This window comes from Herbaspirillum sp. VT-16-41, assembly GCF_001994935.1.
GTDB classification, from domain to species: domain Bacteria; phylum Pseudomonadota; class Gammaproteobacteria; order Burkholderiales; family Burkholderiaceae_D; genus Herbaspirillum; species Herbaspirillum frisingense.
This window is the reverse complement of the sequence record NZ_MUXB01000106.1, coordinates 67,598-89,508: the sequence shown is the minus strand read 5'-3', so window position 1 is coordinate 89,508 and position 21,911 is coordinate 67,598. Positions and strand designations below refer to the sequence as shown.

Sequence of the window (21,911 nt, the reverse complement as noted above, 5' to 3'; positions counted from 1 at the left end):
TTCCTGTTATTCGGCGAACTGCTCTGAAATCAGATTGCGCAGCCAGACATTGCCCTCGTCCTGATTGTAGCGGCGATGCCAGAACATGTTGGTCTGCAGCGCCGGTAGTCGCAGCGGCGGTTTGATGTAGCGCAGTCCGAACGGCATGGCCGCGCTCTCGGCCAGCTTGCGCGGCACGGTCACGACCAGATCGGTGGTGCTGACGATGTAGGGTACGGCCGTGAAATGCGGCACGCGAAAGCGCAGGCTTTGCAGGATACCGGCCTTTTCCAGATTCTGGTTGATACGGTCATAAGGACTCTCCAGCGACGACACCATCAGGTGTTCTGCCGCCAGGAATTCCTTGAGACTGACCTCGCCGCGCCGGTCCAGCGCATGGCCGATGCGGAACATGCTGACGTAGTCCTGGCGGAACAGGCGCCGCTGGTACAGCGCCTCGGACAGGTTGTCGAAGGCGCCGATGGCCAGGTCCACCCGGCCGGCTTCCATCTCGCTCTTGAGATCGACGGCGCCGGCGCGCACCGTGCTCACGCTCACCCCCGGCGCTAGCGCGGCGCAGGCCTCGATCAGCCGGGGCATGAAATAGACCTCGCCGACATCGGTCATGGCGATGGTAAAGCGACGCTCGCTACTTTGCGGGGAGAAACCTTCCTGCAGGTTGAGAGCCCGCGCCACCTGTTGCAGTGCCGCAGCCACCGGCTCGGCCAACTGGTCTGCGAACGGCGTGGGTTGCATGCCCTGCGCGGTGCGCACGAAGAGTTCATCACCGAAGCTGCGCCGCAGCCGCGCCAGCGCATTGCTGACCGCCGGCTGCGACAGGCCCAGGCGGCGCGCTACCGAGGAAATCTGGCGTTCCTGGAAGACCTCCTGGAATACCACCAGCAGGTTGAGATCGATGTCGCGGGGTTCGATGAGGGCCATGGATGAGCTTGGAGCCTGGAACGTGCACACCGCAGGAAGCCCTGCAGTGCACTGCAATATTCACGAAATGAATGGATCGTATTTTCGTATTTATATCGTAAAAGAAGGGCGATTGCACTACAGTGACGTCGCCGCCCCAGCCATCGGGGCCACGTCGCAGGACGTGCGCAGAGCGCCATCCAGAGCGATATTGTCGGCCGTCATCGGCGCGCCAGACCGGCAACACAATTAAAACAACGTAAAGACAGACGAGGAGTCAAGACATGAGTATCCACGCAAGTGGCGCTCTCCCCACGGTCCATGTGGACCAGGTGGTGGAGCAGGGCCGTTTCGGCACTTTCCAGTTCGGCCTGCTGCTGCTGTGCGGCCTGTGCCTGATCATCGATGGTTTCGACGTCCAGGCCATGGGCTATGTGGCCCCGGCCATCATCGCCGACTGGGGCGTGAGCAAGGCCAGCCTGGGGCCGGTGTTCGGCGCCGGCCTGTTCGGCATGCTGCTGGGTTCGCTGGTGTTGACGCCGGTCGGTGACCGCTATGGCCGCCGCCCGGTACTGATCGTCTCCACGCTCTTTTTCGCGGCCTGCATGCTGGCCACGCCCCTGGTGACGACCCTCGATCAACTGTTGATCGTGCGCTTCATCACCGGTTTCGGCCTGGGCAGCATCATGCCCAATGCCATGGCGCTGGTGGGGGAATTCAGTCCTTCCTCGTCCCGGGTCACGCGCATGATGCTGGTCTCCTGCGGCTTCACCGTGGGCGCTGCTGCTGGCGGCTTCGTCAGCGCCGCATTGATTCCGGCGCACAGCTGGCATGCGGTGTTCTGGGTCGGCGGTGCGGTGCCGCTGGTGCTGGGCCTGGTCATGCTGGTCTGGCTGCCGGAATCGATCCAGTTCCTGGTGCTGCATCGCCGTCCGCGGGCGCAGGTGGCACGCTGGCTGCGCAAGCTCGATCCGTCCATCGTCATCGATGAGCGCACCGAGGTGGTGGTCAAGGAAGCCAAGGCCGAGGGCATGCCGGTGGCGGCGCTGTTCCGTGATGGTCGCGCCGGAGTGACCGTGTTGCTGTGGCTGATCAGCTTCATGAACCTGATCAACCTCTATTTCCTCTCCAACTGGCTGCCCACACTGATCCATGACGCCGGCTATTCCACCAGCATGGCCGTACTGATCGGCACCTCGCTACAGGTGGGCGGCGTGATCGGCACCCTGACCCTGGGGCGCTTCATCAATCGCTATGGATTTACCCGGGTGCTGGGTGTCTGCTTCCTGCTGGCCTGCGTCTCGATTGCCATGATCGGCAAGGTGGCGGCCCTGCCGGCACTGCTGTTCGTGGCGGTGATCGTGGCCGGCTTCTGCATCGTCGGCGGCCAGCCGGCGGTCAATGCCCTGGCCGGGACCTACTATCCGACCACCTTGCGTTCCACCGGCATCGGCTGGGCGCTCGGTATCGGTCGCATCGGCTCGGTGGTGGGCCCGGTGATCGGCGGCCAGCTGATCGCCCTGCAATGGAGCAATGGTTCGCTCTTCATCGCCGCCGCCGTGCCGGCCCTGATTTCGGCGCTGACCATTGCGCGCCTGCATCGTACTTCCCGAGGAGTTTCCGCATGACTACCGTCACCGATTCCGCCGTCAGTCACCACGTCCATACCCGTGGCTACCAGTCCGGCTTCGGCAATGAGTTCGAGACCGAGGCCTTGCCCGGCGCCTTGCCGGCGCACCGCAATTCGCCGCAGAAGGTGGCCTATGGTCTCTATGCCGAACAGATTTCAGGTACCGCCTTCACCGCCCCCCGTGGCCACAATCGCCGCTCCTGGCTGTACCGTATCCGCCCGGCGGCGGTACATGAACCCTTTGCCCCAATGGAGCGCGGCCTGCTGGTAAGCCACTTCGATGACGTGGCAGCGCCGCCGAACCAGTTGCGCTGGGACCCGCAGCCCATGCCCACGGTCCCCACCGATTTCATCGAGGGGCTGGTCACGATGGCCGGCAACGGCTCGCCGCAGGCCCAGAACGGTTGCGCCATCCACCTGTACGCGGCCAATTGCTCGATGACCGACCGCTTCTTCTATTCGGCCGATGGTGAGCTGCTGATCGTGCCGCAACAGGGCCGCCTGCAGTTGCGTACCGAACTGGGCGTGATCGACATCGAGCCGCAGGAAATCGCCGTCATCCCGCGTGGCCTGCGCTTCCAGGTGCGGCTGCCGGACGGCGAGGCACGCGGTTACGTCTGCGAGAACTTTGGCGCATTGCTGCGCCTGCCGGATCTGGGGCCGCTGGGGTCCAACGGCCTGGCCAATCCACGTGATTTCGCTACGCCCCATGCCTGGTACGAAGATCGCGAGGGAGATTTCCAGTTGATCGCCAAGTTCGGCGGCAACCTGTGGCAGGCGAAGATCGGCCATTCGCCGCTGGACGTGGTGGCCTGGCATGGCAACTACGCGCCCTACAAGTACGACCTGCGTCACTTCAACACCATCGGCTCGATCAGCTACGACCATCCCGATCCCTCGATCTTCCTGGTGCTGCAGTCGCAGAGCGATACGCCGGGCGTGGATACCATCGACTTCGTGATCTTCCCGCCGCGCTGGCTGGCCGCCGAGAATACCTTCCGCCCGCCCTGGTTCCACCGCAACGTGGCCAGCGAATACATGGGCCTGATCACCGGCCAGTACGACGCCAAGGAAGGCGGCGGCTTTGTCCCCGGCGGCGGCAGCCTGCATAATTGCATGAGCGGCCACGGACCGGACGCGGCTACCTTCGAGAAGGCCAGCCGCATCGATACCAGCCAGCCGAACAAGGTCGATCACACCATGGCCTTCATGTTCGAGACCCGCAACATCCTTTGCCCCACCCGCCATGCCCTGGCGTCGCCGACCCTGCAGCGCGACTACCAGGATTGCTGGCTGGGGATCCAGAAGAACTTCAACCCGGAGCGCGCATGAGCCTGCCTAGCCTGAAACTGAACGAGACCCACGACACCGAGCTGCGCAGCTGGGTCGAGAGCGCCAATACCGACGGCTGCCCATTCCCGATCCAGAACCTGCCTTATGGTGTGTTCCGTCGCGCTGCAAGTGAAGAAAGCTTCCGTGCAGGCGTCGCCATCGGTGACCAGATCCTGGACCTGCCGGCGGCACAGGCGGCCGGTGCCTTTTCCGGCTTTGACGAAGCCACGCGCCAGGCCGCCCACGCCGCCTGCGGCGGCAGCACGCTCAATGCCCTGATGGCCTTGACCCCGACAGCCTGGTCGGCGTTGCGCCTGGCGCTGTCGCGCCTGCTGCGCAGCGGTTCGCCGCACCAGACCGAACTGGCGGCCTGCCTGGTGCCGCAGGCCCAGGCCCGCTACGACGTACCGGCCGCCATCGGCGACTACACCGACTTCTATACCTCCATCCACCACGCCACCTCGGTGGGCAAGCTCTTCCGTCCGGACAACCCGCTGTTGCCCAACTACAAGTGGGTGCCGATCGGCTACCACGGTCGTGCTTCGTCGATTGCGGTCTCGGGCCAGCAATTCCGCCGCCCGGTCGGCCAGACCAAGGCGCCGGATGCTGAAACGCCCAGCTTCGGACCCTGCAAGCGCCTGGACTACGAACTGGAAATGGGCATCTTCATCGGCGGTGGCAATGCCCTCGGCGAACCGGTGCCGATGAGCCAGGCCGAAGACAAGGTGTTCGGCCTGTGCCTCCTCAATGACTGGTCGGCACGCGACGTGCAGGCCTGGGAATACCAGCCGCTCGGCCCCTTCCTGTCGAAGAGCTTCGCCTCCACCATCTCGCCCTGGATCGTCACGCTGGAAGCACTGGCCCCGTATCGTTGCGCCTGGACCCGTCCGGCCGACGATCCGCAGCCGCTGCCCTACCTGGATGCCCCCACCCTGCGCGAGAGCGGCGCCTTCGATCTGCAGCTGGAAGTGCTGATCCAGACCGCCGCCATGCGTGAGGCCGGCACCGCCCCGCAGCGCCTGTCGCTGTCCAACTACCGCGACGCCTACTGGACCGTGGCGCAACTGGTGGCGCACCACACGGTCAACGGCTGCAACCTGCGGCCCGGTGATTTCCTGGGTACCGGCACCTTGTCCGGTGCGCAAGCTGACGAAGCCGGCTCGCTGCTGGAACTGAGCGCCGGCGGCAAGGCGCCCATCACCTTGGCCAACGGTGAACGTCGCGTGTTCCTGGAAGATGGCGACACCATCATCCTGCGTGCTGCCGCTCGTCGCGACGGCTTGCCCACGATCGGGTTCGGTGAAGCCGCCGGCACCGTGCTCCCGGCACGCAGCCTGGCCTGATGCGCCTGGTTTCCAAGGAAGGATGAAAGGAAGAGGATGACTACCCTGTACAGCTATTTCCGCAGCTCGGCCTCCTACCGCGTGCGCATTGCCCTCAATCTCAAGGGCGTGACCTACGAGACGGCGGCGGTGCACCTGCTCAACCAGGGCGGCGAGCAATTGCTGCCGGCCTTCACGCAACTGAACCCGCATGCGCTGGTGCCGGTGCTGGCCGACCAGGGGCAACTGCTGAGGCAGTCGATGGCGATCCTGGAGTATCTGGAAGAGCGCTATCCCACGCCTTCGCTGCTGCCCGGCGATGCCTTCGCGCGCGCCCGCATCCGCGAACTGTCGCTGGCCATCGCCTGTGAAATCCATCCCCTGAACAACCTGCGCGTGCTGCGTTATCTCAAGCACCAGCTCAACGTCGACGAAACCCAGAAGACCGCCTGGATCCAGCACTGGATCAAGCTCGGCTTTGCCGCGCTGGAGCAGCAACTGGCCGCCGACACCACGCGCGGTCACTTCTGCGTGGGCGATGCACCGACCATGGCCGATTGCTTCCTGGTGCCGCAGATCTTCAATGCGCGCCGCTTCGAGGTCGACATGGCACCCTATCCGACGCTATGCGCCATCGAGGCTGCCTGCAATGTCCTGCCAGCCTTCGAACAGGCGCATCCGGCACGCCAGCCGGACGCCGCCTGAACTGGGCCAGGCTTAGCTGCGGCGCGGCACCAGCAGGTTGCCGGTCATGATCAGCACGGCTTCGTCGTGCTGGTTGTAGGTGGTCACGCGATGGTTGAGAAAACCCTGCAGGGGGCGCGATTGCGAGGTCTTGATACCCAGCACTTCGGCCTCCAGGCGCAGCACGTCGCCGGGGCGGGTGGGGCGTGGCCAGCGGAATTCGTCGAAGCCGGCGCCGATGATGCCGCCCTGGATGTGGAGCGTATCGACCAGCAAGCGCATGGTCAGCGCGGCGGTATGCCAGCCGCTGGCCGCCAGTCCACGAAAGAAGGTCTGCTGGGCGGCAGCGTCATCCAGGTGGAAGGGCTGGGGATCGAACTGGGTGGCGAACTGCTTGATGGCCTCGGCATCCACGGTCAACGTGGCGGGTGAACGGAAAACCTGGCCGGGCTGGAAATCTTCCAAATACTTGGGGGTATCCACGATGTCTCCTGATCGTTGTTATCGCTGTGATGTCCCGGTCTTCAGGAAACCGGAAAGGCCCCCAGTATAGCGACTTCCGCAAAGACCACAGGCCGCAGCGGAGGGCGCGCTGCGGCCTGTGGTGTTGTCACCGGCGATCAACCCGAGCTTCGGGCTCAGGACGACTTCGACAGCTTGGTCAACTGCTGCGTCAGATAGCTTTGCCTTGCCTGCATGGTTGCGAGTGTGACGTTCAGACGATTGAACTGGTTGGTGTAGTTATCCTTCAGGTCCTGCAGGCGCGAATTGGCCGCCGTCTGCTGGTCCGTGACGATCTTCAGGCTGGCCTGCAGGCCCTTGGTCTTGGTGGCCAGCGTGCCACCTTCCTTCAGGATGCCATCCATCACCGTCTGCAGCTTGGTGACCACGCCGCCCGTGGCGGTGAAGAGCTTGCTGATGCCCTCGAAGTCCTTGTTGGCAGCCGTGGTCAGCTTGATCGAATCCAGCGCCAGCGTGCCGTCCTTCTGGAAGGAGATGCCGACCTGCGACAGGTTCATCCCCCCGCCTTCGCCCAGCGCGCCCAGCATGGTGCTACGGATCTGCGTCATCATGTTCAGCACCGACGATTCCGACGCCAGCGGCGAGCCGGTATTGGCCTCGCCCTTGGTGGTGGACGGGGTTTGCTTGGTCAGGTTGGTCACCGCCTTGGCCAGCGTGTTGTAGGCGTTGACGAAGGTATTGGCGGCGGTGGTCAGGCCGCTGGTGTCATTGGAAATGGCCAGCGTGAAATTGTCGGTGGCATTGGTGACCTTGCTCAGGTTCAGCGTCACCCCCGAGATCACGTTGGTGACCTTGTTGCTGGTGCTGGTCACGACCACGCCGTCGATGGTCATCCGCGCATCCTGCGCCTTGGCCAGCTGGCCCATGCTGCTGCCGGTGAGGCCGGCGTAATCATTGCTGCCGGTCAGCTTGACCGCGTCGCTGCCGGTCGGGGTGAGCACCAGCTGCTCCTTGCCGCCGCTGGTGGTGATGCTGGCCGTCACGCCGGTGTTGGCGTCGTTGATGGCCTTCATCACGTCATTGAGCTGGATATCGCCACTGGCGTCCAGATCGGTCGGGGTGATGTTGAAGGACTTGTTGCCCACCTGCAGTGCCAGCGCGCCGGTGGCGAAGGTCTGGCCAGCCGTCACGCCCGGGGTGGTCACGGTGCCGCTGGGATCGAAGGCGAACGGCGCAAACGAGCCGGTGCCGCTGACCCGCAGGGTGTTGGCCGCGCCGCTGTCTTTGGCGGTCAGCACCAGGTGGTCATTGGTGCCATCGCTGACGATGGAGGCGCTCACGCCCGCTTCGCTGGCGTTGATGGCATCACGCACACCGGCCAGGGTATTGGTCTTGGGCTGGATCAGCACGGTCGAGCCGTTGCCGGTCTTGATGGCCAGCACGCCATTGTCGAAGGTGCTGCCCGGGGCGATGCCGGCCGAGCTGACCTTGACCGCTTGCGCCAGCTGGTTCACCGCCAGGCTGTACGAGCCCGACGCCGCCTTGGCGGCGTCGCGCGGGGCCTGCACCTGGGTCACGCTGCCCGGCGTGCTGGAGGCCGGATCGTAGCTCAGCCCCGAGAGGGTGTTGTTGGCGGTGATCTTGATGGTATTGGCGGTGCCGCCGGTATTGGATTCCAGCACCAGGTGGTCGCCGCTGCCGTCGGTGGTGATCGACGCCGTGACCCCGGCCTTGGAGGCATTGATCGCATCGCGCACGCCGGCCAGCGTGGCATTGGCCTTGAGCGTGATGAAGGTGGGCTGGTTGCTGCCCACCTTGATGGCGACCGAATCGCCGGCATTGAAGGTGGTGCCGGTGGCATAGCCGCCCGACTTCAGCTTCTGCGCCAGTACCTTGGTCGATTCATCGGTGTTGGTCTCGGCCGTGAGCGGATCGGTGGTGAGGCCCGTGCCGGTACCGGCATTGGTCAGGGTGGTCTTCTGGGCGCTGAAGGTGGCCGAGGTCATCCCCTTGAGGGCGCTCTGATAGGTCGACAGCGCGTTCTTCAGCGTCCCGTACGCCGAAATGAGCGTGTTGAAGCCGGTTTCCTTGTTTTTCAGCGGCGTGAGCCGCGACTTGCTTTCAACCGAAATGAGCTGGTTGACCAAGGTCGCCACATCGAGCGGACCGGCTGACGTGGAGATGGACCCGGTGGAAGTTGCCATGTTGACCCCTGAACAATATCGAATTCTTCTTGTAATCTGGAAACGCTGACAAATCGTCAGCGTTCGCCACATTAACGGCAGCTCTTTACAAAAGTAAAGGTCAGTTTGCTGACCAAAACTGGAATTTGTTCGGGATTTTTGTGGAGCTTTGATGGAGATACGGCCCGCGCAGCTAAACAGGGCGGCCAGCGGACGGGGGAGGGTGGCGGGAAGACAGAAGGAAGGCTGCAGAGGGCGGCAAGGAGCGGAAAGGAGCGGAAAGGAGCGGAAAGGAGCGGAAAGGAGCGGCACGGAGCCTCCGGCCCATGCCCCATCCCCCCCTGGCTTCAGTCCGGATCAGGTCTGGATGAACTTTTCCAGCGGGTAGTGATGCTTGATGAAGGGTGACTTGATGACGATGTAGCTGAAATACTTTTCAATGCGCAGGTTCTGCTCCAGCAGCGACTCGATCACGCTCTGGTAATGCACCACGCTGCGGGTCATGAACTTGAGCAGGTAGTCGTAACCCCCGCTGACCAGGTGGCATTCGATGACCTCGTCGACATTGCGGATATAGGACTCGAACTTGGCGAAGTCTTCGCGGCGGTGGTCCGACAGGGTCACCTCGGTGAACACGATCTGCACGTCGGCCAGTTTTTCCAGGCGGATGTAGGCGCCGTAGCCGCTGATGTAGCCGGCCTTTTCCAGGCGCTTGACGCGGATCAGGCAGGGGCTGGGGGACAGGCCGACGGCGTCGGCCAGGATCACATTGGTAATGCGGCTATTTTCCTGCAGGTGACACAAAATCCTCAGATCGATCCGGTCCAGTTTCAACGCGCCGTTAGTCATCATGTTGCCTCGGGTTATTCGACTCAACCGGCCTGCTGTCCCTGGGCGGGGAAGGCAGGCCGGATGTCAGGGCATTTTAACCCCTCCGGTCCCTGTTTTTGGCATGTGACCGGGGGCTTTGCTCGCATCGACCGGCTTATTTGACGGCCTGGCGCACCTCGGGCTGGGCCAGCACTTCATCGAGGATGGCCTTCAGCCGCTGGAACATCAGCTCGAAATCGGCCGGTGTATAGCACAGCGCCGGCGCAAAACCGAGGATGTTGTCGCCGAAGGCGCGGAACACCAGGCCCTGCTGGTAGGCCACCTTGAAGATGCGTTCATGCAGCTTCAGTTCGGGTGCGAAGCGCGCCTTGGTGTGCTTGTTGGCCACCAGTTCCAGCGCACCCAGCAGCCCCCGGCTGCGGGCATCCCCCACCAGCGGATGATCCAGCAGGGCGCGCAGGCCACCGGCGAAATAAGGCTCGACCCGACGACCGTTTTCCAGCAGACCACCTTCCTCGTACAGGCGCAGCACCTCCAGCGCCACTGCCGCACTGACCGGATGAGCCGAATAGGTCTGACCGTGGCCGACCACGGTGCTCATGGGCGCGCCATCGGCAATGCCCTGATAGACCCGGTCCGACATCATCACCGCGCCCATCGGCGCGTAGCCCGCGGTCAGGCCCTTGGCCATGGTCATCAGGTCCGGCTGCACGTCTTCGTCCAGGCAGGCAAACATGGGGCCGGTGCGGCCGAAGCCGGTGATCACCTCGTCCACCACGAACAGGATGCCCAGCTCGTTGCAAGCCAGCTGCATGGCCTTCAACCAGCCCTTGGGCGGCACCACCACACCGCCCGAACCCTGGATCGGTTCGCAGAAGAAGGCCGCCACCTGGTCCGCACCCAGTTCGGCCACCTTGCTGCGCAGCGCCTGTACCGAGGCGGCGATGATGGCTGCGTCGTCGGCCAGTTCGCTGCGGTAGGGATAGGGCGAAGGCAGGTAGTGCTGGGTCGGCAGCGGCAGATCGAAGTTGAAGTGGAAATTGGGCAGCGCCGTCAGTCCCGCCCCCACCGAAGAGGAACCATGGTAGCCACGCTGCAGCGAGATGAAATGCTTCTTGGCCGGCTTGCCGATGGCGTTGTGGTAGTGCGTGATGTAGCGGATGGCGGCATCCACCGCGTCCGATCCGCCCAGGGTGAAGTAGACATGCCGGAGCGAGGCCGGGCTGATGTCCACCAGCTTCTTGGCCAGCAGGATGGCCGGTTCCGAGGCGAAGTGGAAGTAGCCCGTGGCATACGGCAGGCGCTGCATCTGTTCGGTGGCGGCGCGGATCACGCTCTCCTGGCCATAGCCGGTGTTGACGCACCACAGGCCCGAGAAGGCATCCAGCAGTTCCTTGTCCTGATGGTCGGTCAGGTAGGCGCCACGGCCGGACTTGAGGATGATGGGACCCAGCTCTTCGTGTTCGCGAAAGCTGGTCACGGGATGGATCAGGTGGCTGCGGTCGAGGGCAGCCAGGGTCGATGTTTGCATGAAGGAGGACTCGCTGACGATGGCGTTGAACAAGGTCGTGCCAGGCGGGCGACACAACCGGGATGCGTTCTATGCTATGCCTGCCCGGTCGCAGCGGATGCGCAAGATGCGGGGTCCAAAAAGCATCTTCATGGGTTTTGCGGGCGGCTTTGGCATTTTCTGCGGCGTGCCCTGTGCGACCGGCTGCGGCCTTAGCCCAGCGCCTGGTTGACGATGGAAAACAACTGCATGCCCGCATCGCGCGCCGGCGGCGCACCCTTGCACATGCGGGTGACATGGTCGACATTGGTCAGGCCCAGCGTGTCCAGCCAGGCCGGCAGACCGCTCGATTCGAACACGTCGATGCGGATGAAGGAATCCGAATAGGTATTGATCCAGTGCGCGATCAGACCCTTGGCCCGTTCGGCATCGGGTGCCACCACCGGCCCGATCACGCGGCCATGGCCGAAGCGACGCACCAGCGCAAAGCCCAGCATCTCGCCATCGCGGTCCAGCGCCACGCCTTCCGACATCTCCAGCAGGGCCAGCAGCAGCTTGCTGCGTTCCATGCCGGTGGCGCGCGCATCCAGCGCCAGCAGCCGCTGCACATCGTTCTTGCCCATCGGCCGCACGCGCTCGCCGGGCGGCAGCGAGACCAGTACCGGCTGCGCCGACGAGCCCTGGAACTGGTGCAACACATCCTGCTGAATAAAGCCCAGTTGCCGATAGAGCGGCATGCCCGCCGCGGTGGCATTGACCACCAGGCTGCGACCATTGACCTGGCTGGCGGTGTGCTGCATCAGCCGCCGCCCCAGGCCGCGGCGCTGCAGCTCGGCCTGCACCAGCAGCATGCCGATGACCGCGTGCTGCTCGCCGTAGCAGGTGCACACTACCGAACCCACTACCGGCAGCGCGGCACCGTCGGCGGTGTGTTCCAGCAGATAGCCCTGGCCCATCTGCAACAGGAATTTCCAGTCCTCCAGCCGGTGTGGCCACTTGAAGCGCAGCGACAGCCGGTGGCAGTTGCCCAGGTCATCGGCGGCGATGGCACGCAGGCGCAGGTCGGGCAAGGCTTCCTGGCCGCTGCTCGGGACGGGGGTGGTCGGCACTGGCATGGGGGCTCCTGGTCGGTTCGTTGAAGGTAACGTAGTACAGGGATTTCAGGGCTGCAATTTCACAGCGGCGATCTCACAGCTGGCCCTGGCACACGTACTTGGTATGCAGATAATCATCCAGCCCGTGCACCGAGCCTTCACGACCATAACCGGATTCCTTGACGCCGCCAAAGGGGGCCGCCTCGGCCGCCAGTGCGCCCTCGTTGACACCGACGATGCCGCTCTCCAGTGCATCGGTGACACGATGGATGCGCCGTACATCGGTCGAATAGAAATACGCGGCCAGCCCGAAGGGCGTGCCATTGGCCGCGGCGATCACTTCTTCCTCGCTGGTGAAGCGCGTCACCGGTGCCACCGGGCCGAAGGTCTCTTCGCAGCTGCATTGCATGGCATCGGTCACGTTGGCCAGCACGGTAGGCGCGTAGTAGTTGTCGCTTTCGTAGCCGGGCCCCTGCAGGCGCTGGCCGCCGGTGATCACGTGGGCACCGCGGGCGACGGCATCGCGCACGTGCTGGTCGATCTTGGCGATGGCACGGGCATTGATCATCGGCCCGATCTGCGAGGCCGGATCGCTGGCCGGGCCGACCTTCAGCGCCGCCACCCGGGCGCCCAGCCTGGCCACGAAGGCGTCATAGACCTTTTCTTGCACGTAGATGCGGTTGGGGCTCACGCAGGTCTGGCCGCCATTGCGGAACTTGGCGGCCATCACGCCGTCGATGGCGGCATCCAGATCGGCATCGTCGAAGACGATGAAGGGCGCATTGCCGCCCAGTTCCAGGGAGAGCTTCTTGAGGGTATCGGCCGAATGACGCGCCAGGTGCTTGCCCACGGCGGTGGAGCCGGTAAAGCTGATCTTGCGCACCCGGCTGTCGGCCAGCCACACGTCGACCACTTCCGGCGTGCGCTCGCGCGAGGCCGTGACGATGTTGATCACCCCGGCCGGCACGCCCGCTTCCTGCGCCAGGCGCACCAGCGCCAGCGAGGTCAGCGGTGTATCCTCGGCCGGCTTGCACACCACGGTGCAACCGGCGGCCAGGGCCGGTGCGATCTTGCGGGCGATCATCGCGGCCGGGAAGTTCCAGGGCGTGATGGTAGCCACCACGCCCACCGGTTCCTTCAGCGCCAGCATGCGGCGGCCGGTCACCGGGGCCGGGATGATGTCGCCATTGGCGCGGGTGGCTTCTTCGCCGAACCATTCCACATAGCTGGCCGCATAGGCCACTTCACCGCGCCCCTCGGCCAGCGGCTTGCCCTGCTCGCGCGAGATCAGGCGACCCAGGTCTTCCTGGTGCGCCAGCAGCAAGTCGTTCCAGCGCTTGAGGATGGCGGCGCGCTGCTTGGCCGGCGTGGCACGCCAGGCCGGGAATGCGGCGGCAGCGGCATCCACCGCGGCGCGGGCATCGGCGGCATTGCCGTCGGGGACGCTGGCAAATATCTTGCCGGTGGCCGGATCACTGACCGCAAGTTCGCGACCGTCGGCCGCTGCGCGCCATTCGGCGCCGATCAGGTGGGCACCGGGCAGCAGATCCTGGCGGTGCAGTTCGAGTGTAGTCATGGCAGGCATTCAGTCAAAGTGAAGAGGATTCGAAAGGGCATTCACGCCAGCTTATCCTTGAGCCGGTAGTACATGCCCACCACCGGCAGGAACCAGGGTGGCCCGAAATGACCGGGGATGGCCGGCCATTCGCGGTCACGCCAGGGATTGGCCAGCGCATCGCCGGCCATCACCTGCGCCATGCACTGGCCCATGTGCACCGACATCTGCGTGCCGTGGCCGCTGTAGCCCATGGAATAGAACAGGCCATCGCGTTCTCCCGCCTGCGGCAGGCGGTCGCGGGTCATGTCGACCAGCCCGCCCCAGCAGTAGTCCAGGCGCACCGGTCCCAACTGCGGGAAGGTCTGCTGCAGGCCCTGGCGCAGGATTTCGCCACTGGCGGCATCGGACTGCGGGCTGGAAATCGCAAAACGCGCCCGTCCGCCGAAGACCAGGCGGGTATCGGGCGTCATGCGGAAATAGTGGTGGATATTGGCCACCGTGGTGTAGGTGCGCTGTTGGCTCAGCAGGCTGGCCGCGCGTTCGGCACCCAGCGGCTCGGTCACCACGATGAAGCTGCCTACCGGCACGATGCGCCGGCGCAGCCAGCCGAAGCTGCGGTAGGCGCCGTGACGGCTGGCACCGGTGGCCAGCAGGACCTGCCGCGCCAGTATGCTGCCGCGGGGCGTATGGACCCGATGTCCGTAGCTCTCGCCGATGCGTTCCAGCCGTCGTACCTCGGTGCCGGTGTGGATGGCCGCGCCGTGGCGTTCGGCCGCCAGCGCCAGGCCATAGGCGAAGCGGCCCATGTGCATCTGGGCGCTGCGCTTGTAGAGCATGCCGCCATGGAAGCGCTCGCTCTGCACCTCGGCACGCACGCGGGCCGCGTCCAGGATGTCGATGTCGCGGTCCACACCGTCGGCGTAGAGGCGCTCGGCGCTGCGTTGCAGGGCCTCCATCTGTTGCGGCCGTGTGGCCATCTTGAGCTTGCCGTGGCGCAGGAAGTCGCAGGCGATGTCTTCCTCCTGTACCAACCGTGCCACCGTATCGACCGCATCGTCATAGGCGTGGTACCAGGCGCGGGCGCGTTCGACCCCGACCCGGGCGGCGACCTCCGCGTAATCCATCGCCAGGCCGTTGTTGACGTGACCGCCATTGCGGCCCGAGGCTTCGGCCGCCACGTGCGCGCCGGCTTCCAGCACGACCACCGAGGCGCCACGCCTGGCCAGCGCCAGTGCCGCCGACAGGCCGGTAAAGCCGCCACCGACGATGGCCACGTCGACCTGGGCTGGCAGTTCTCGCGAGGGGGAGATATACAGCGGGGCAGAATCGGTCCAGTAGGATTCCAGCTTCATGGTCGGGATGTCGGGCAGGTGGATAGGGGCAGGGCGGCGCGTCTGCTGACGCAGCACGCCATGTCATCAAGGATAGGGCGTGCCGGCAAGCGATGTGGCGCGAACTGCAGCGCGCCGGCGGCATGGCATGCCGTTCTGGCGTGGGCAATCGGCATTTTGTTTGCCATGCGGCATCGCCTCCCGAGTCAGTAACCGCGCTGGCGGTCGATCAGACCCAGCAGCGGCAGGCCGGCGCGATGACGGCGCAGGTTTTCCAGCACCGCTTCCACGGCGCCATCGGGCTGGGTCATGCTGGCGATGTGGGGGGTGAGCACGATGTCGGGATGCGACCAGAACGGGTGGCCCGGCGGCAAGGGTTCGACCTCGCACACATCCAGTACCGCCGCACTGAGCTGGCCATCAGCCAGGGCGGCCAGCAGGTCGTCCTCGACCAGGTGGCCGCCACGGCCGACATTGACCAGCGCCGCCCCGCGCGGCAGTTGCTCAAACAGTGCGCGACACAGGATGCCGCGCGTATCGTCGGTCAGCGGTACCAGGCATACCAGCACATCGGTGCGTGCAAGGAAATCCCTCAGGCCCGCGCTGCCGCTGTAGCAATCGATGCCCTCCAGCTGGTGCGCCGAACGGCTCCAGCCGGCGCAGGGGAAACCCAGTCCATGCAACTGCTGCAGCACCGCCTGGCCCAGCATGCCCAGGCCCAGCACCCCGACCCGGCAGGCCGTGGCCGGCCGTACACGATGCGCCCGCCACACCTGTTCGCGCTGCTGGCGGGCATAGAGGCGGCTGTCGCGATGCAGGCCCAGCACCGCGTGGGTCACGTATTGCACCATGCCGGCGGCAATCCCGGGTTCGGTCATGCGCACCACCGGTAGCCCAGGCGGCAGGGTGGACATGTCGAACTGGTCGATGCCGGCACCGACCGAAAACAGGATTTCCAGGTTGGGGAAGCGCCGTGCGATATCGTCCGGCGGCGTCCAGGCCGCCAGGTAGCGCACGCTGGCGTCATCGCCCTGGTGTGGCCAGATCTGGAAGGGCTGCTCCGGTGCCTTTTGCGCAAACAGCTCGGCCCATTCGGCGCCCCGCACGGGGTCGGCTTTGTAGAGAAAGGTCATGGTGAGTCGCGCCGGCCGTTCAGCCAAGCGCCTGGTTGATCATGGAATAGGTGCGCCAGGTCGGATCCGCCTTGGGCGGCGTGCCCCGGCACATGCTGACCACGTCGTCCACGCAGGTCAGGCCGATCTCCTGCAGCCAGGGTTTGAGGCCGGTACGGCCGGGCACGTCGATGCGCAGGTAGGCGCCCGGGTAGGCGTTGACCCAATAGGCGATCAGCGCCTTGGCGTCTTCCACGTTGCTGGCGATGACCGGCCCGATCACGCGGCCGCGGCCGAATTCGCGCTGGAAGGCCACCCCCGCCACCTGTCCCTGCCGCTCCAGCACGACCACCTCGGCCAGCTTCAACAAGGCCTGCAGCAGGGCGCTGCGGTCGATGCCGCTGGCCTGGCGATCCAGTGCCAGCAGGGCCGGCACTTCATCCGGGCGCAGCGGGCGGATGTGCGTGCCCGCCGGCAGCGTGGCAGGCGCGCTGGCCGTGGTGCTCTGGTGCTGGCTGAGGGTATCGGTGACCACGAACCCCAGTTTTTCATACAGCGGGCGTCCGGCCTCGGTGGCATTGAGGATGACGTTGCGGGAGCCGGCATCGGCCAGCAGGCGCTGCATCATGGCGCGCCCCAGGCCGCGTCCCTGCAGGGCATCAGCGATGATCACCAGACCCAGCGACGCATAGTCATCGTCCAGCCGGCACAGCATGCCGCTGCCGGCCACATTGAGGGTGCCATCAGGCTGTTCCTGTTCGACCGCCCAGCTGCTGCTGACCTGATGGTGGAACTGCCAGTCCGCCAGGCGGTGCGGCCAGTGCAGATGGAGGCTCATGGCATGGCAGGCCGGCAGATCCGTGGCGCGCATGGGGCGCAGCGTGGTGCGGTCGGCCTGGGTGGTGTCGAGCGTGCTTTCAGTGTGCATGAAGCTTGTCCTTATCAATACGTGTCGATCCATGTGATCGCGTTCTATATGAGTGCTGCCTGCGGAGCTGCCGGGCAGTCGGCACACCTCAGCGATGATGCGCCATCGGCGGCATGCGGCGGAGGGTTTCGGTGCCGCGAATTCGCAATCTTATGGCGATCTGCACCCCTATCTCGGCACAAAATTGGGCGGCATCGGCATTAGCATGGTGCTGCCCCGCATGCCTCACTGCTAAATGATTTACGCATGTGTGGTGCAAGCGATTGCCCGGGCAGGGGTCATCTGCGCCAACACCCTGCCTGCCTCCGGATCGCCAGCCTGCCGATAGAAACCGCACCAGCTTGGTGAAAGTGCCCCAAAGCAGCGCACCCGGCTCGCATTGCTGCACTGCTCGGCAAGCTATGCTGATTGGGCCGTCGAAAACACATATTTCTGTTTCGCGGCCCCGTCAAAAAGGAATAAACCGCAAGTGTCGCCATGTTGTAATCCTTCTCATGCATTGAACCTCAGGCAAGAGAATTCGCCGCATCCCTTTGCAGGATCATTTTTTTGACAGGACGATTTTCCATGAGCACTTTCAAGCCCAAATTCATCACCTTCGACTGCTACGGCACGCTGACCCGTTTCCAGATGTCGGAAACCGCGCAGAAGATCTACGCCGACCGTGTATCGGCCGAGGACATGCCTTTCTTCCTGCGCCAGTTCGCTGCCTATCGCCTCGATGAAGTGCTGGATCAGTGGAAGCCCTACGAACAGGTCTGCAAGAACGCCATCACCCGTACCTGCGCGCGCTGGGGCATCAAGACCACCGACGAGGAAACCGGCGCCTTCTACAAGGCCGTGCCGACCTGGGGCCCGCATGCCGACGTGCCGGCCGGCCTGTCCAAGGTGGCCAAGGAATTCCCGCTGGTGATCTTCTCCAACGCCGACGACAGCCAGATCATGCATAACGTCGAACAACTGGGTGCGCCCTTCCACAAGGTCTTCACCGCCCAGCAGGCGCAAGCCTACAAGCCGCGCCTGAGCGCCTTCGAATACATGCTCGACAACCTCAACTGCAATCCGGAAGACGTGCTGCACGTCTCTTCCAGCCTGCGCTACGACCTCATGCCGGCGTCCGACATGGGGATCAAGAACAAGGTCTTCGTCAATCGCGGCCATGAGCCCTCGACGCCGTACTACGGCTATACCGAGATCAAGGACATCTCCGGCCTGCCGGGCGTGCTCGGGCTGTAAGCCGGGTAGGAGCAGGAAGGGAGCCGCCCACGCGCAGCACGTGCGCAGGCACTCCCGGTAACAGCAGTGTTCCGGTCGCCGCCGGCCTGGCATCAGGCTTGCGATCCATGCGACCGGCCCCACCAGGTGGCACGCCCTGTGCGGAGGGATCTGCGACAGCAGACGCCAGGGCAGGCCGGTGGTCTTCGTGGTTGAACTTTTATCGTGAGGCTTTTCATGAGCAAGCAGGAAAACGGACGACTCCCCGCAGAGGGCTCCATCATCACCGACCTATCGCTGGAAAATGCGCAGGGCGGTTTCACCCGCCGCGACATGATGCGCACCCTGCTGGCCGGTAGTCTCATGACGGTGGGCGGCAGCGGCCTGCTCACGGCCAGCGGCAGCGCAATGGCGCAGGCAGCACAGACCGGCAAGCGCGGTGGCAAGATGCGCATCGCCACCCAGACCAGTTCCACCGCCGACACCCTGGACCCGGCCAAGACCGCGCACTCCACCGACTACACCCGGGCGCACATGTTCTACAACGGTCTGACCAAGCTGGACGGCAAGCTGGCGCCGCAGATGGTGCTGGCCGAGGAAATGCTCACCAACGACGCCATCACCTGGACCGTCAAGCTGAAGAAGGGCGTGACCTTCCACGACGGCAAGCCCCTCACTCCGGCCGACGTGGTCTTCTCGCTCATGCGCCACAAGGACCCGGCGACCGCCTCCAAGGTCAAGGTGCTGGCCGACCAGATTGAATCGGTCAAGGCCACCGGCCCCAATGAAGTGCAGATCAAGCTCACCAGCGCCAATGCCGACCTGCCGGTGATCCTGGCGACCGCGCAGTTCCTGATCGTGCGCGACGGCACCACCAACTTCAGCAGCGCCAACGGCACGGGTGCCTTCAAGCTCAAGGAATTCACCCCCGGCGTGCGCACCATCGGCGTACGCAACGAAAACTACTGGAAGAGCGGCCTGCCCTACCTGGACGAGGTCGAACTGTTCGGCATCCCCGACGAGGCGGCCCGCGTCAATGCGCTGCTCTCCGGCGACGTGCACTGGATCAACGACGTCAACGCCCGCTCCACCGGCCGCGTCAAGGGTACCGCCGGCTATACCGTCATGGAAACCAAGTCGGGCCAGTACACCGACCTGATCATGCGCCAGGACGTGGCACCCGGCAGCAGCATGGATTTCACCCTGGGCATGAAGTATCTGCTGGACCGCGAACAGATCAAGATGGCCGCCTTCCGCGGTTACGCCGTCACCGCCAACGACCAGCCGATCGACCCCACCAACCGCTTCTATTTCGCCGGCCTGCCGCAGCGCGCCTTCGATCCCGACAAGGCCAAGTTCCATCTGGAGAAGGCCGGTGTCATGGGCAGCACCATTCCGGTCGTGGCCTCGGTGGCCGCCACCGGCTCGGTGGACATGGCCGTGCTGATGCAGCAGAGCGCCGCCAAGATCGGCCTGAAGCTTGATGTCAAGCGGGTCCCGGCCGATGGCTACTGGTCCAACCAGTGGATGAAGGTGCCGGTCGGCTTCGGCAACATCAATCCGCGCCCCAGCGCCGACATCCTGCTGACCCAGTTCTTCAAGTCCGATGCCCAGTGGAACGAATCGGGCTGGAAGAATGCCCAGTTCGACCAGCTGGTGGTGGCCGCACGCGGCGAGACCGACTTCACCAAGCGCAAGTCCATGTATGCCGACCTGCAGACCATGATCCACGAGAAGTGCGGCATCGGTATTCCGGTCTTCATCATCAACCTGGAAGGCATGAGCACCAAGGTCAAGGGCATCGATCCGGTGCCGCTGGGTGCCTTCATGAACTACACCTGTGCCGAGTACGTCTGGCTGGATGCGTGAGAACGGGAAGTCTCGCGCCTGACGCAATGAAGGCAGTGCAAGTCGTATGGGACCGGTCGGCACAGCCGGCCGGTCCCGGCACTGGTTACCGAGGATAGCTATGAATGGAATGGTCCTGCGTCTGATCGTGCGCCGCCTGCTGCAGGCGGTGCTGACGCTGTTGCTGGTGTCGGCCGGCGTGTTCTTCATCACCAACCTGTTGCCGGGCGATGCCGCCCAGACCGCGCTGGGTCAGGCTGCCACGCCCGAGACGGTGGCCGCGCTGCGCCTGCAGTACGGCCTGGACCTGCCAGCCCCGCTGCGTTATGCCCACTGGCTGGGCAACCTGGTCTCGGGCAATCCGGGCATGTCGCTGGTCAACAACGTGCCGGTGGCGCAGATGATAGGCGGGCGCCTGCCGGCCTCGCTGATGCTGGCCGCCGTCACCGCCCTGGTATCGGTGCCGCTGGCGCTGTTCCTGGGCATCTTCTCGGCCATGTACCGGGGCTCCTTCTTCGACCGCGCCGTCAACGTCAGCGCGGTGTCGATGGTCTCGGTGCCGGAGTTCCTGGTCGCCACGGTGGCGGTGATGATCTTCGCCGTCAAGCTGCGCTGGCTGTCGGCGCTGTCGCATGCGGGCGAGGCCGCCACCCTGGGGGCCTTCATCAAGGCCTATGCCATGCCGGTGCTGACCCTGTGCTGCGTGATCGTAGCCCAGATGACGCGCATGACCCGCGCCGCCGTGATCGACCAGCTGCGTTCTTCCTATGCCGAGATGGCCTTGTTGAAAGGCGTCAAGCGCACCCGCATCGTGCTGCGCCATGCGCTGCCCAACGCCATCGGTCCGATCGCCAACGCGGTCGCGCTGAGCCTGTCCTACCTGCTGGGCGGGGTCATCATCGTCGAAAGCATCTTCAACTATCCCGGCATCGCCACCCTGATGATCGATGCCGTGACCACCCGTGACATGCCGCTGGTGCAGGCCTGCTCGATGATCTTCTGTGCCGGCTACCTGCTGCTGGTGCTGGCGGCCGATGTGCTGGCCATTGTTTCCAATCCAAGGTTGAAGACCCGATGAAAGCCCTCCACGATTCCACCGGCGGGGAAGCTGCCGCCCCGGCCGCGCCTGTGCCCGCTACTACACTCGCTCCCGTGAAGCGCGTACGCCGCCACTCGACCATGGCCTGGATCGGCATGGCCATCGTCGGCTTCTGGGTGCTCATGGCCATCCTCGGTCCCAGCATCTCGCCCTATGACGCCACGGCCATCGTCGATACCGACGTGTTTTCCGGCATGAGCCACAAGTTCCTGCTGGGCAGCGACTACCTGGGTCGTGACATGTTGAGCCGCATCCTCTTCGGCACCCGCGCCACCATCGGCCTGGCGCTGGCGGCGACCGTACTGGCCAGCGCCACCGGCACGGCCGTGGCGCTGTTTGCGGCCTTCTCCGGTGGCTGGCGCGATGCCGTCATCAGCCGCGCCCTGGATGCCCTGATCTCGATCCCCAGCAAGATGTTCGCGCTGATGATGGTGGCCACCTTCGGCTCTTCCATGCTGCTGCTGGTAGTCACCGCCGCCATCACCTACATGCCCGGCGCCTACCGCATCGCCCGTTCGCTGGCGGTCAACGTGCAGGCCATGGAATACGTGCAGGCTGCGCGTGCCCGTGGCGAGGGCGTGTGGTACATCATGACCACCGAAATGCTGCCCAACATGATCCGCCCGGTGCTGGCCGACTTCGGTCTGCGCTTCGTCTACGTGGTGCTGCTGCTGTCGGGCCTGAGCTTCCTCTCGCTGGGCGTGCAGCCGCCGGATGCCGACTGGGGCTCGCTGGTGCGGGAAAACATTTCCGGCCTGGGCGAGGGCGCCCTGGCGGTGATCATGCCGGCGCTGGCCATTGCCTCGCTCACCATCGGCGTGAACCTGCTGATCGACAACCTGCGCGGCAAGCGCGCTGCCAAGGAGTAAGCC

The 21,911-nt window shown here is 64.8% G+C and carries 18 protein-coding genes; 8 read left to right on the top strand and 10 right to left on the bottom strand.

Annotation, left to right across the window (positions count from 1 at the left end; all coding sequences use genetic code 11):
* Positions 1 to 6 precede the first annotated feature (6 nt).
* Complete coding sequence (locus BTM36_RS12915; RefSeq protein WP_077236588.1) at positions 7 to 921, bottom strand: LysR substrate-binding domain-containing protein; 915 nt, start codon at positions 919 to 921, stop codon at positions 7 to 9.
* A 263-nt stretch (positions 922 to 1,184) separates the two neighbouring features.
* Between BTM36_RS12915 and BTM36_RS12910 the strand changes: the two genes are divergently transcribed.
* Genes BTM36_RS12910 through maiA form a run of 4 tightly spaced genes read left to right on the top strand, consistent with a single transcriptional unit; the run spans position 1,185 to position 5,889 of the window.
* Entirely contained in the window at positions 1,185 to 2,528 is a 1,344-nt protein-coding gene (locus tag BTM36_RS12910) for an MFS transporter (protein WP_077236587.1), read from the top strand.
* Positions 2,525 to 3,862 (top strand): homogentisate 1,2-dioxygenase, encoded by a 1,338-nt coding sequence (gene hmgA / locus BTM36_RS12905; protein ID WP_077236586.1) that lies wholly within the window; start codon positions 2,525 to 2,527, stop codon positions 3,860 to 3,862. Before BTM36_RS12910 ends, hmgA begins: the two co-directional genes overlap by 4 nt.
* The gene (fahA, locus tag BTM36_RS12900) at positions 3,859 to 5,205 is read left to right on the top strand and encodes a fumarylacetoacetase (protein ID WP_077236585.1); all 1,347 of its coding nucleotides are present in this window, start codon (positions 3,859 to 3,861) and stop codon (positions 5,203 to 5,205) included. Before hmgA ends, fahA begins: the two co-directional genes overlap by 4 nt.
* 36 nt (positions 5,206 to 5,241) lie before the next feature.
* A complete protein-coding gene (gene maiA / locus BTM36_RS12895) occupies positions 5,242 to 5,889 on the top strand; it encodes a maleylacetoacetate isomerase (protein ID WP_077236584.1) in 648 nt (215 codons plus the stop codon).
* 12 nt (positions 5,890 to 5,901) lie between these two features.
* On the opposite strand, the gene BTM36_RS12890 is transcribed toward maiA, so the two are convergent.
* From BTM36_RS12890 to BTM36_RS12845, 9 genes are all read right to left on the bottom strand, one after another.
* Positions 5,902 to 6,351 carry a MaoC family dehydratase gene (locus BTM36_RS12890; protein WP_006463802.1) on the bottom strand — a complete coding sequence of 150 codons (450 nt, stop codon included), beginning with the start codon at positions 6,349 to 6,351 and terminating at the stop codon, positions 5,902 to 5,904.
* A 155-nt stretch (positions 6,352 to 6,506) separates the two neighbouring features.
* Entirely contained in the window at positions 6,507 to 8,534 is a 2,028-nt protein-coding gene (fliD, locus tag BTM36_RS12885; RefSeq protein ID WP_077236583.1) for a flagellar filament capping protein FliD, read from the bottom strand.
* 336 nt (positions 8,535 to 8,870) lie between these two features.
* Positions 8,871 to 9,365 carry an Lrp/AsnC family transcriptional regulator gene (locus BTM36_RS12880; protein WP_077236582.1) on the bottom strand — a complete coding sequence of 165 codons (495 nt, stop codon included), beginning with the start codon at positions 9,363 to 9,365 and terminating at the stop codon, positions 8,871 to 8,873.
* A gap of 133 nt (positions 9,366 to 9,498) precedes the next feature.
* Entirely contained in the window at positions 9,499 to 10,875 is a 1,377-nt protein-coding gene (locus BTM36_RS12875) for an aspartate aminotransferase family protein (protein ID WP_077236710.1), read from the bottom strand.
* Between the two features lie 191 nt (positions 10,876 to 11,066).
* Entirely contained in the window at positions 11,067 to 11,969 is a 903-nt protein-coding gene (locus BTM36_RS12865; protein WP_077236580.1) for a GNAT family N-acetyltransferase, read from the bottom strand.
* A gap of 73 nt (positions 11,970 to 12,042) precedes the next feature.
* A complete protein-coding gene (locus tag BTM36_RS12860) occupies positions 12,043 to 13,524 on the bottom strand; it encodes an NAD-dependent succinate-semialdehyde dehydrogenase (RefSeq protein ID WP_077236579.1) in 1,482 nt (493 codons plus the stop codon).
* Positions 13,525 to 13,565: 41 nt separating this feature from the next.
* Positions 13,566 to 14,858 (bottom strand): FAD-binding oxidoreductase, encoded by a 1,293-nt coding sequence (locus BTM36_RS12855; protein ID WP_077236709.1) that lies wholly within the window; start codon positions 14,856 to 14,858, stop codon positions 13,566 to 13,568.
* A gap of 185 nt (positions 14,859 to 15,043) precedes the next feature.
* Complete coding sequence (locus tag BTM36_RS12850) at positions 15,044 to 15,970, bottom strand: glyoxylate/hydroxypyruvate reductase A (RefSeq protein WP_077236578.1); 927 nt, start codon at positions 15,968 to 15,970, stop codon at positions 15,044 to 15,046.
* A gap of 19 nt (positions 15,971 to 15,989) precedes the next feature.
* Positions 15,990 to 16,877, bottom strand: coding sequence for a GNAT family N-acetyltransferase (locus BTM36_RS12845; RefSeq protein ID WP_077236577.1), 888 nt, complete (start codon positions 16,875 to 16,877; stop codon positions 15,990 to 15,992).
* Positions 16,878 to 17,444: 567 nt separating this feature from the next.
* Between BTM36_RS12845 and BTM36_RS12840 the strand changes: the two genes are divergently transcribed.
* The 4 genes from BTM36_RS12840 (at position 17,445) to BTM36_RS12825 (ending at position 21,908) form a co-directional block, all read left to right on the top strand.
* Positions 17,445 to 18,113 (top strand): haloacid dehalogenase type II, encoded by a 669-nt coding sequence (locus BTM36_RS12840; RefSeq protein ID WP_006463793.1) that lies wholly within the window; start codon positions 17,445 to 17,447, stop codon positions 18,111 to 18,113.
* A gap of 216 nt (positions 18,114 to 18,329) precedes the next feature.
* The gene (locus BTM36_RS12835; protein WP_077236576.1) at positions 18,330 to 19,961 is read left to right on the top strand and encodes an ABC transporter substrate-binding protein; all 1,632 of its coding nucleotides are present in this window, start codon (positions 18,330 to 18,332) and stop codon (positions 19,959 to 19,961) included.
* Positions 19,962 to 20,061: 100 nt separating this feature from the next.
* Entirely contained in the window at positions 20,062 to 21,018 is a 957-nt protein-coding gene (locus tag BTM36_RS12830; RefSeq protein ID WP_077236575.1) for an ABC transporter permease, read from the top strand.
* On the top strand, positions 21,015 to 21,908 hold the full coding sequence (locus BTM36_RS12825) for an ABC transporter permease (protein ID WP_077236574.1): 894 nt from the start codon (positions 21,015 to 21,017) through the stop codon (positions 21,906 to 21,908). The genes BTM36_RS12830 and BTM36_RS12825 overlap by 4 nt, the downstream gene beginning before the upstream one ends.
* Positions 21,909 to 21,911: the final 3 nt, after the last annotated feature.

What these genes read in the sequence shown, in the direction of transcription:
- maiA (WP_077236584.1), top strand. Translation starts at nt 5,242, where the DNA reads ATGACTACCCTGTACAGCTATTTCCGCAGCTCGGCCTCCTACCGCGTG.
- BTM36_RS12865 (WP_077236580.1), bottom strand. Translation starts at nt 11,969, where the DNA reads ATGCCAGTGCCGACCACCCCCGTCCCGAGCAGCGGCCAGGAAGCCTTG.
- BTM36_RS12880 (WP_077236582.1), bottom strand. Translation starts at nt 9,365, where the DNA reads ATGATGACTAACGGCGCGTTGAAACTGGACCGGATCGATCTGAGGATT.
- BTM36_RS12835 (WP_077236576.1), top strand. Translation starts at nt 18,330, where the DNA reads ATGAGCAAGCAGGAAAACGGACGACTCCCCGCAGAGGGCTCCATCATC.
- fahA (WP_077236585.1), top strand. Translation starts at nt 3,859, where the DNA reads ATGAGCCTGCCTAGCCTGAAACTGAACGAGACCCACGACACCGAGCTG.
- BTM36_RS12845 (WP_077236577.1), bottom strand. Translation starts at nt 16,877, where the DNA reads ATGCACACTGAAAGCACGCTCGACACCACCCAGGCCGACCGCACCACG.
- BTM36_RS12830 (WP_077236575.1), top strand. Translation starts at nt 20,062, where the DNA reads ATGAATGGAATGGTCCTGCGTCTGATCGTGCGCCGCCTGCTGCAGGCG.
- BTM36_RS12850 (WP_077236578.1), bottom strand. Translation starts at nt 15,970, where the DNA reads ATGACCTTTCTCTACAAAGCCGACCCCGTGCGGGGCGCCGAATGGGCC.
- BTM36_RS12855 (WP_077236709.1), bottom strand. Translation starts at nt 14,858, where the DNA reads ATGAAGCTGGAATCCTACTGGACCGATTCTGCCCCGCTGTATATCTCC.
- BTM36_RS12840 (WP_006463793.1), top strand. Translation starts at nt 17,445, where the DNA reads ATGAGCACTTTCAAGCCCAAATTCATCACCTTCGACTGCTACGGCACG.
- BTM36_RS12875 (WP_077236710.1), bottom strand. Translation starts at nt 10,875, where the DNA reads ATGCAAACATCGACCCTGGCTGCCCTCGACCGCAGCCACCTGATCCAT.
- BTM36_RS12860 (WP_077236579.1), bottom strand. Translation starts at nt 13,524, where the DNA reads ATGACTACACTCGAACTGCACCGCCAGGATCTGCTGCCCGGTGCCCAC.
- BTM36_RS12915 (WP_077236588.1), bottom strand. Translation starts at nt 921, where the DNA reads ATGGCCCTCATCGAACCCCGCGACATCGATCTCAACCTGCTGGTGGTA.
- BTM36_RS12910 (WP_077236587.1), top strand. Translation starts at nt 1,185, where the DNA reads ATGAGTATCCACGCAAGTGGCGCTCTCCCCACGGTCCATGTGGACCAG.
- hmgA (WP_077236586.1), top strand. Translation starts at nt 2,525, where the DNA reads ATGACTACCGTCACCGATTCCGCCGTCAGTCACCACGTCCATACCCGT.
- BTM36_RS12825 (WP_077236574.1), top strand. Translation starts at nt 21,015, where the DNA reads ATGAAAGCCCTCCACGATTCCACCGGCGGGGAAGCTGCCGCCCCGGCC.
- fliD (WP_077236583.1), bottom strand. Translation starts at nt 8,534, where the DNA reads ATGGCAACTTCCACCGGGTCCATCTCCACGTCAGCCGGTCCGCTCGAT.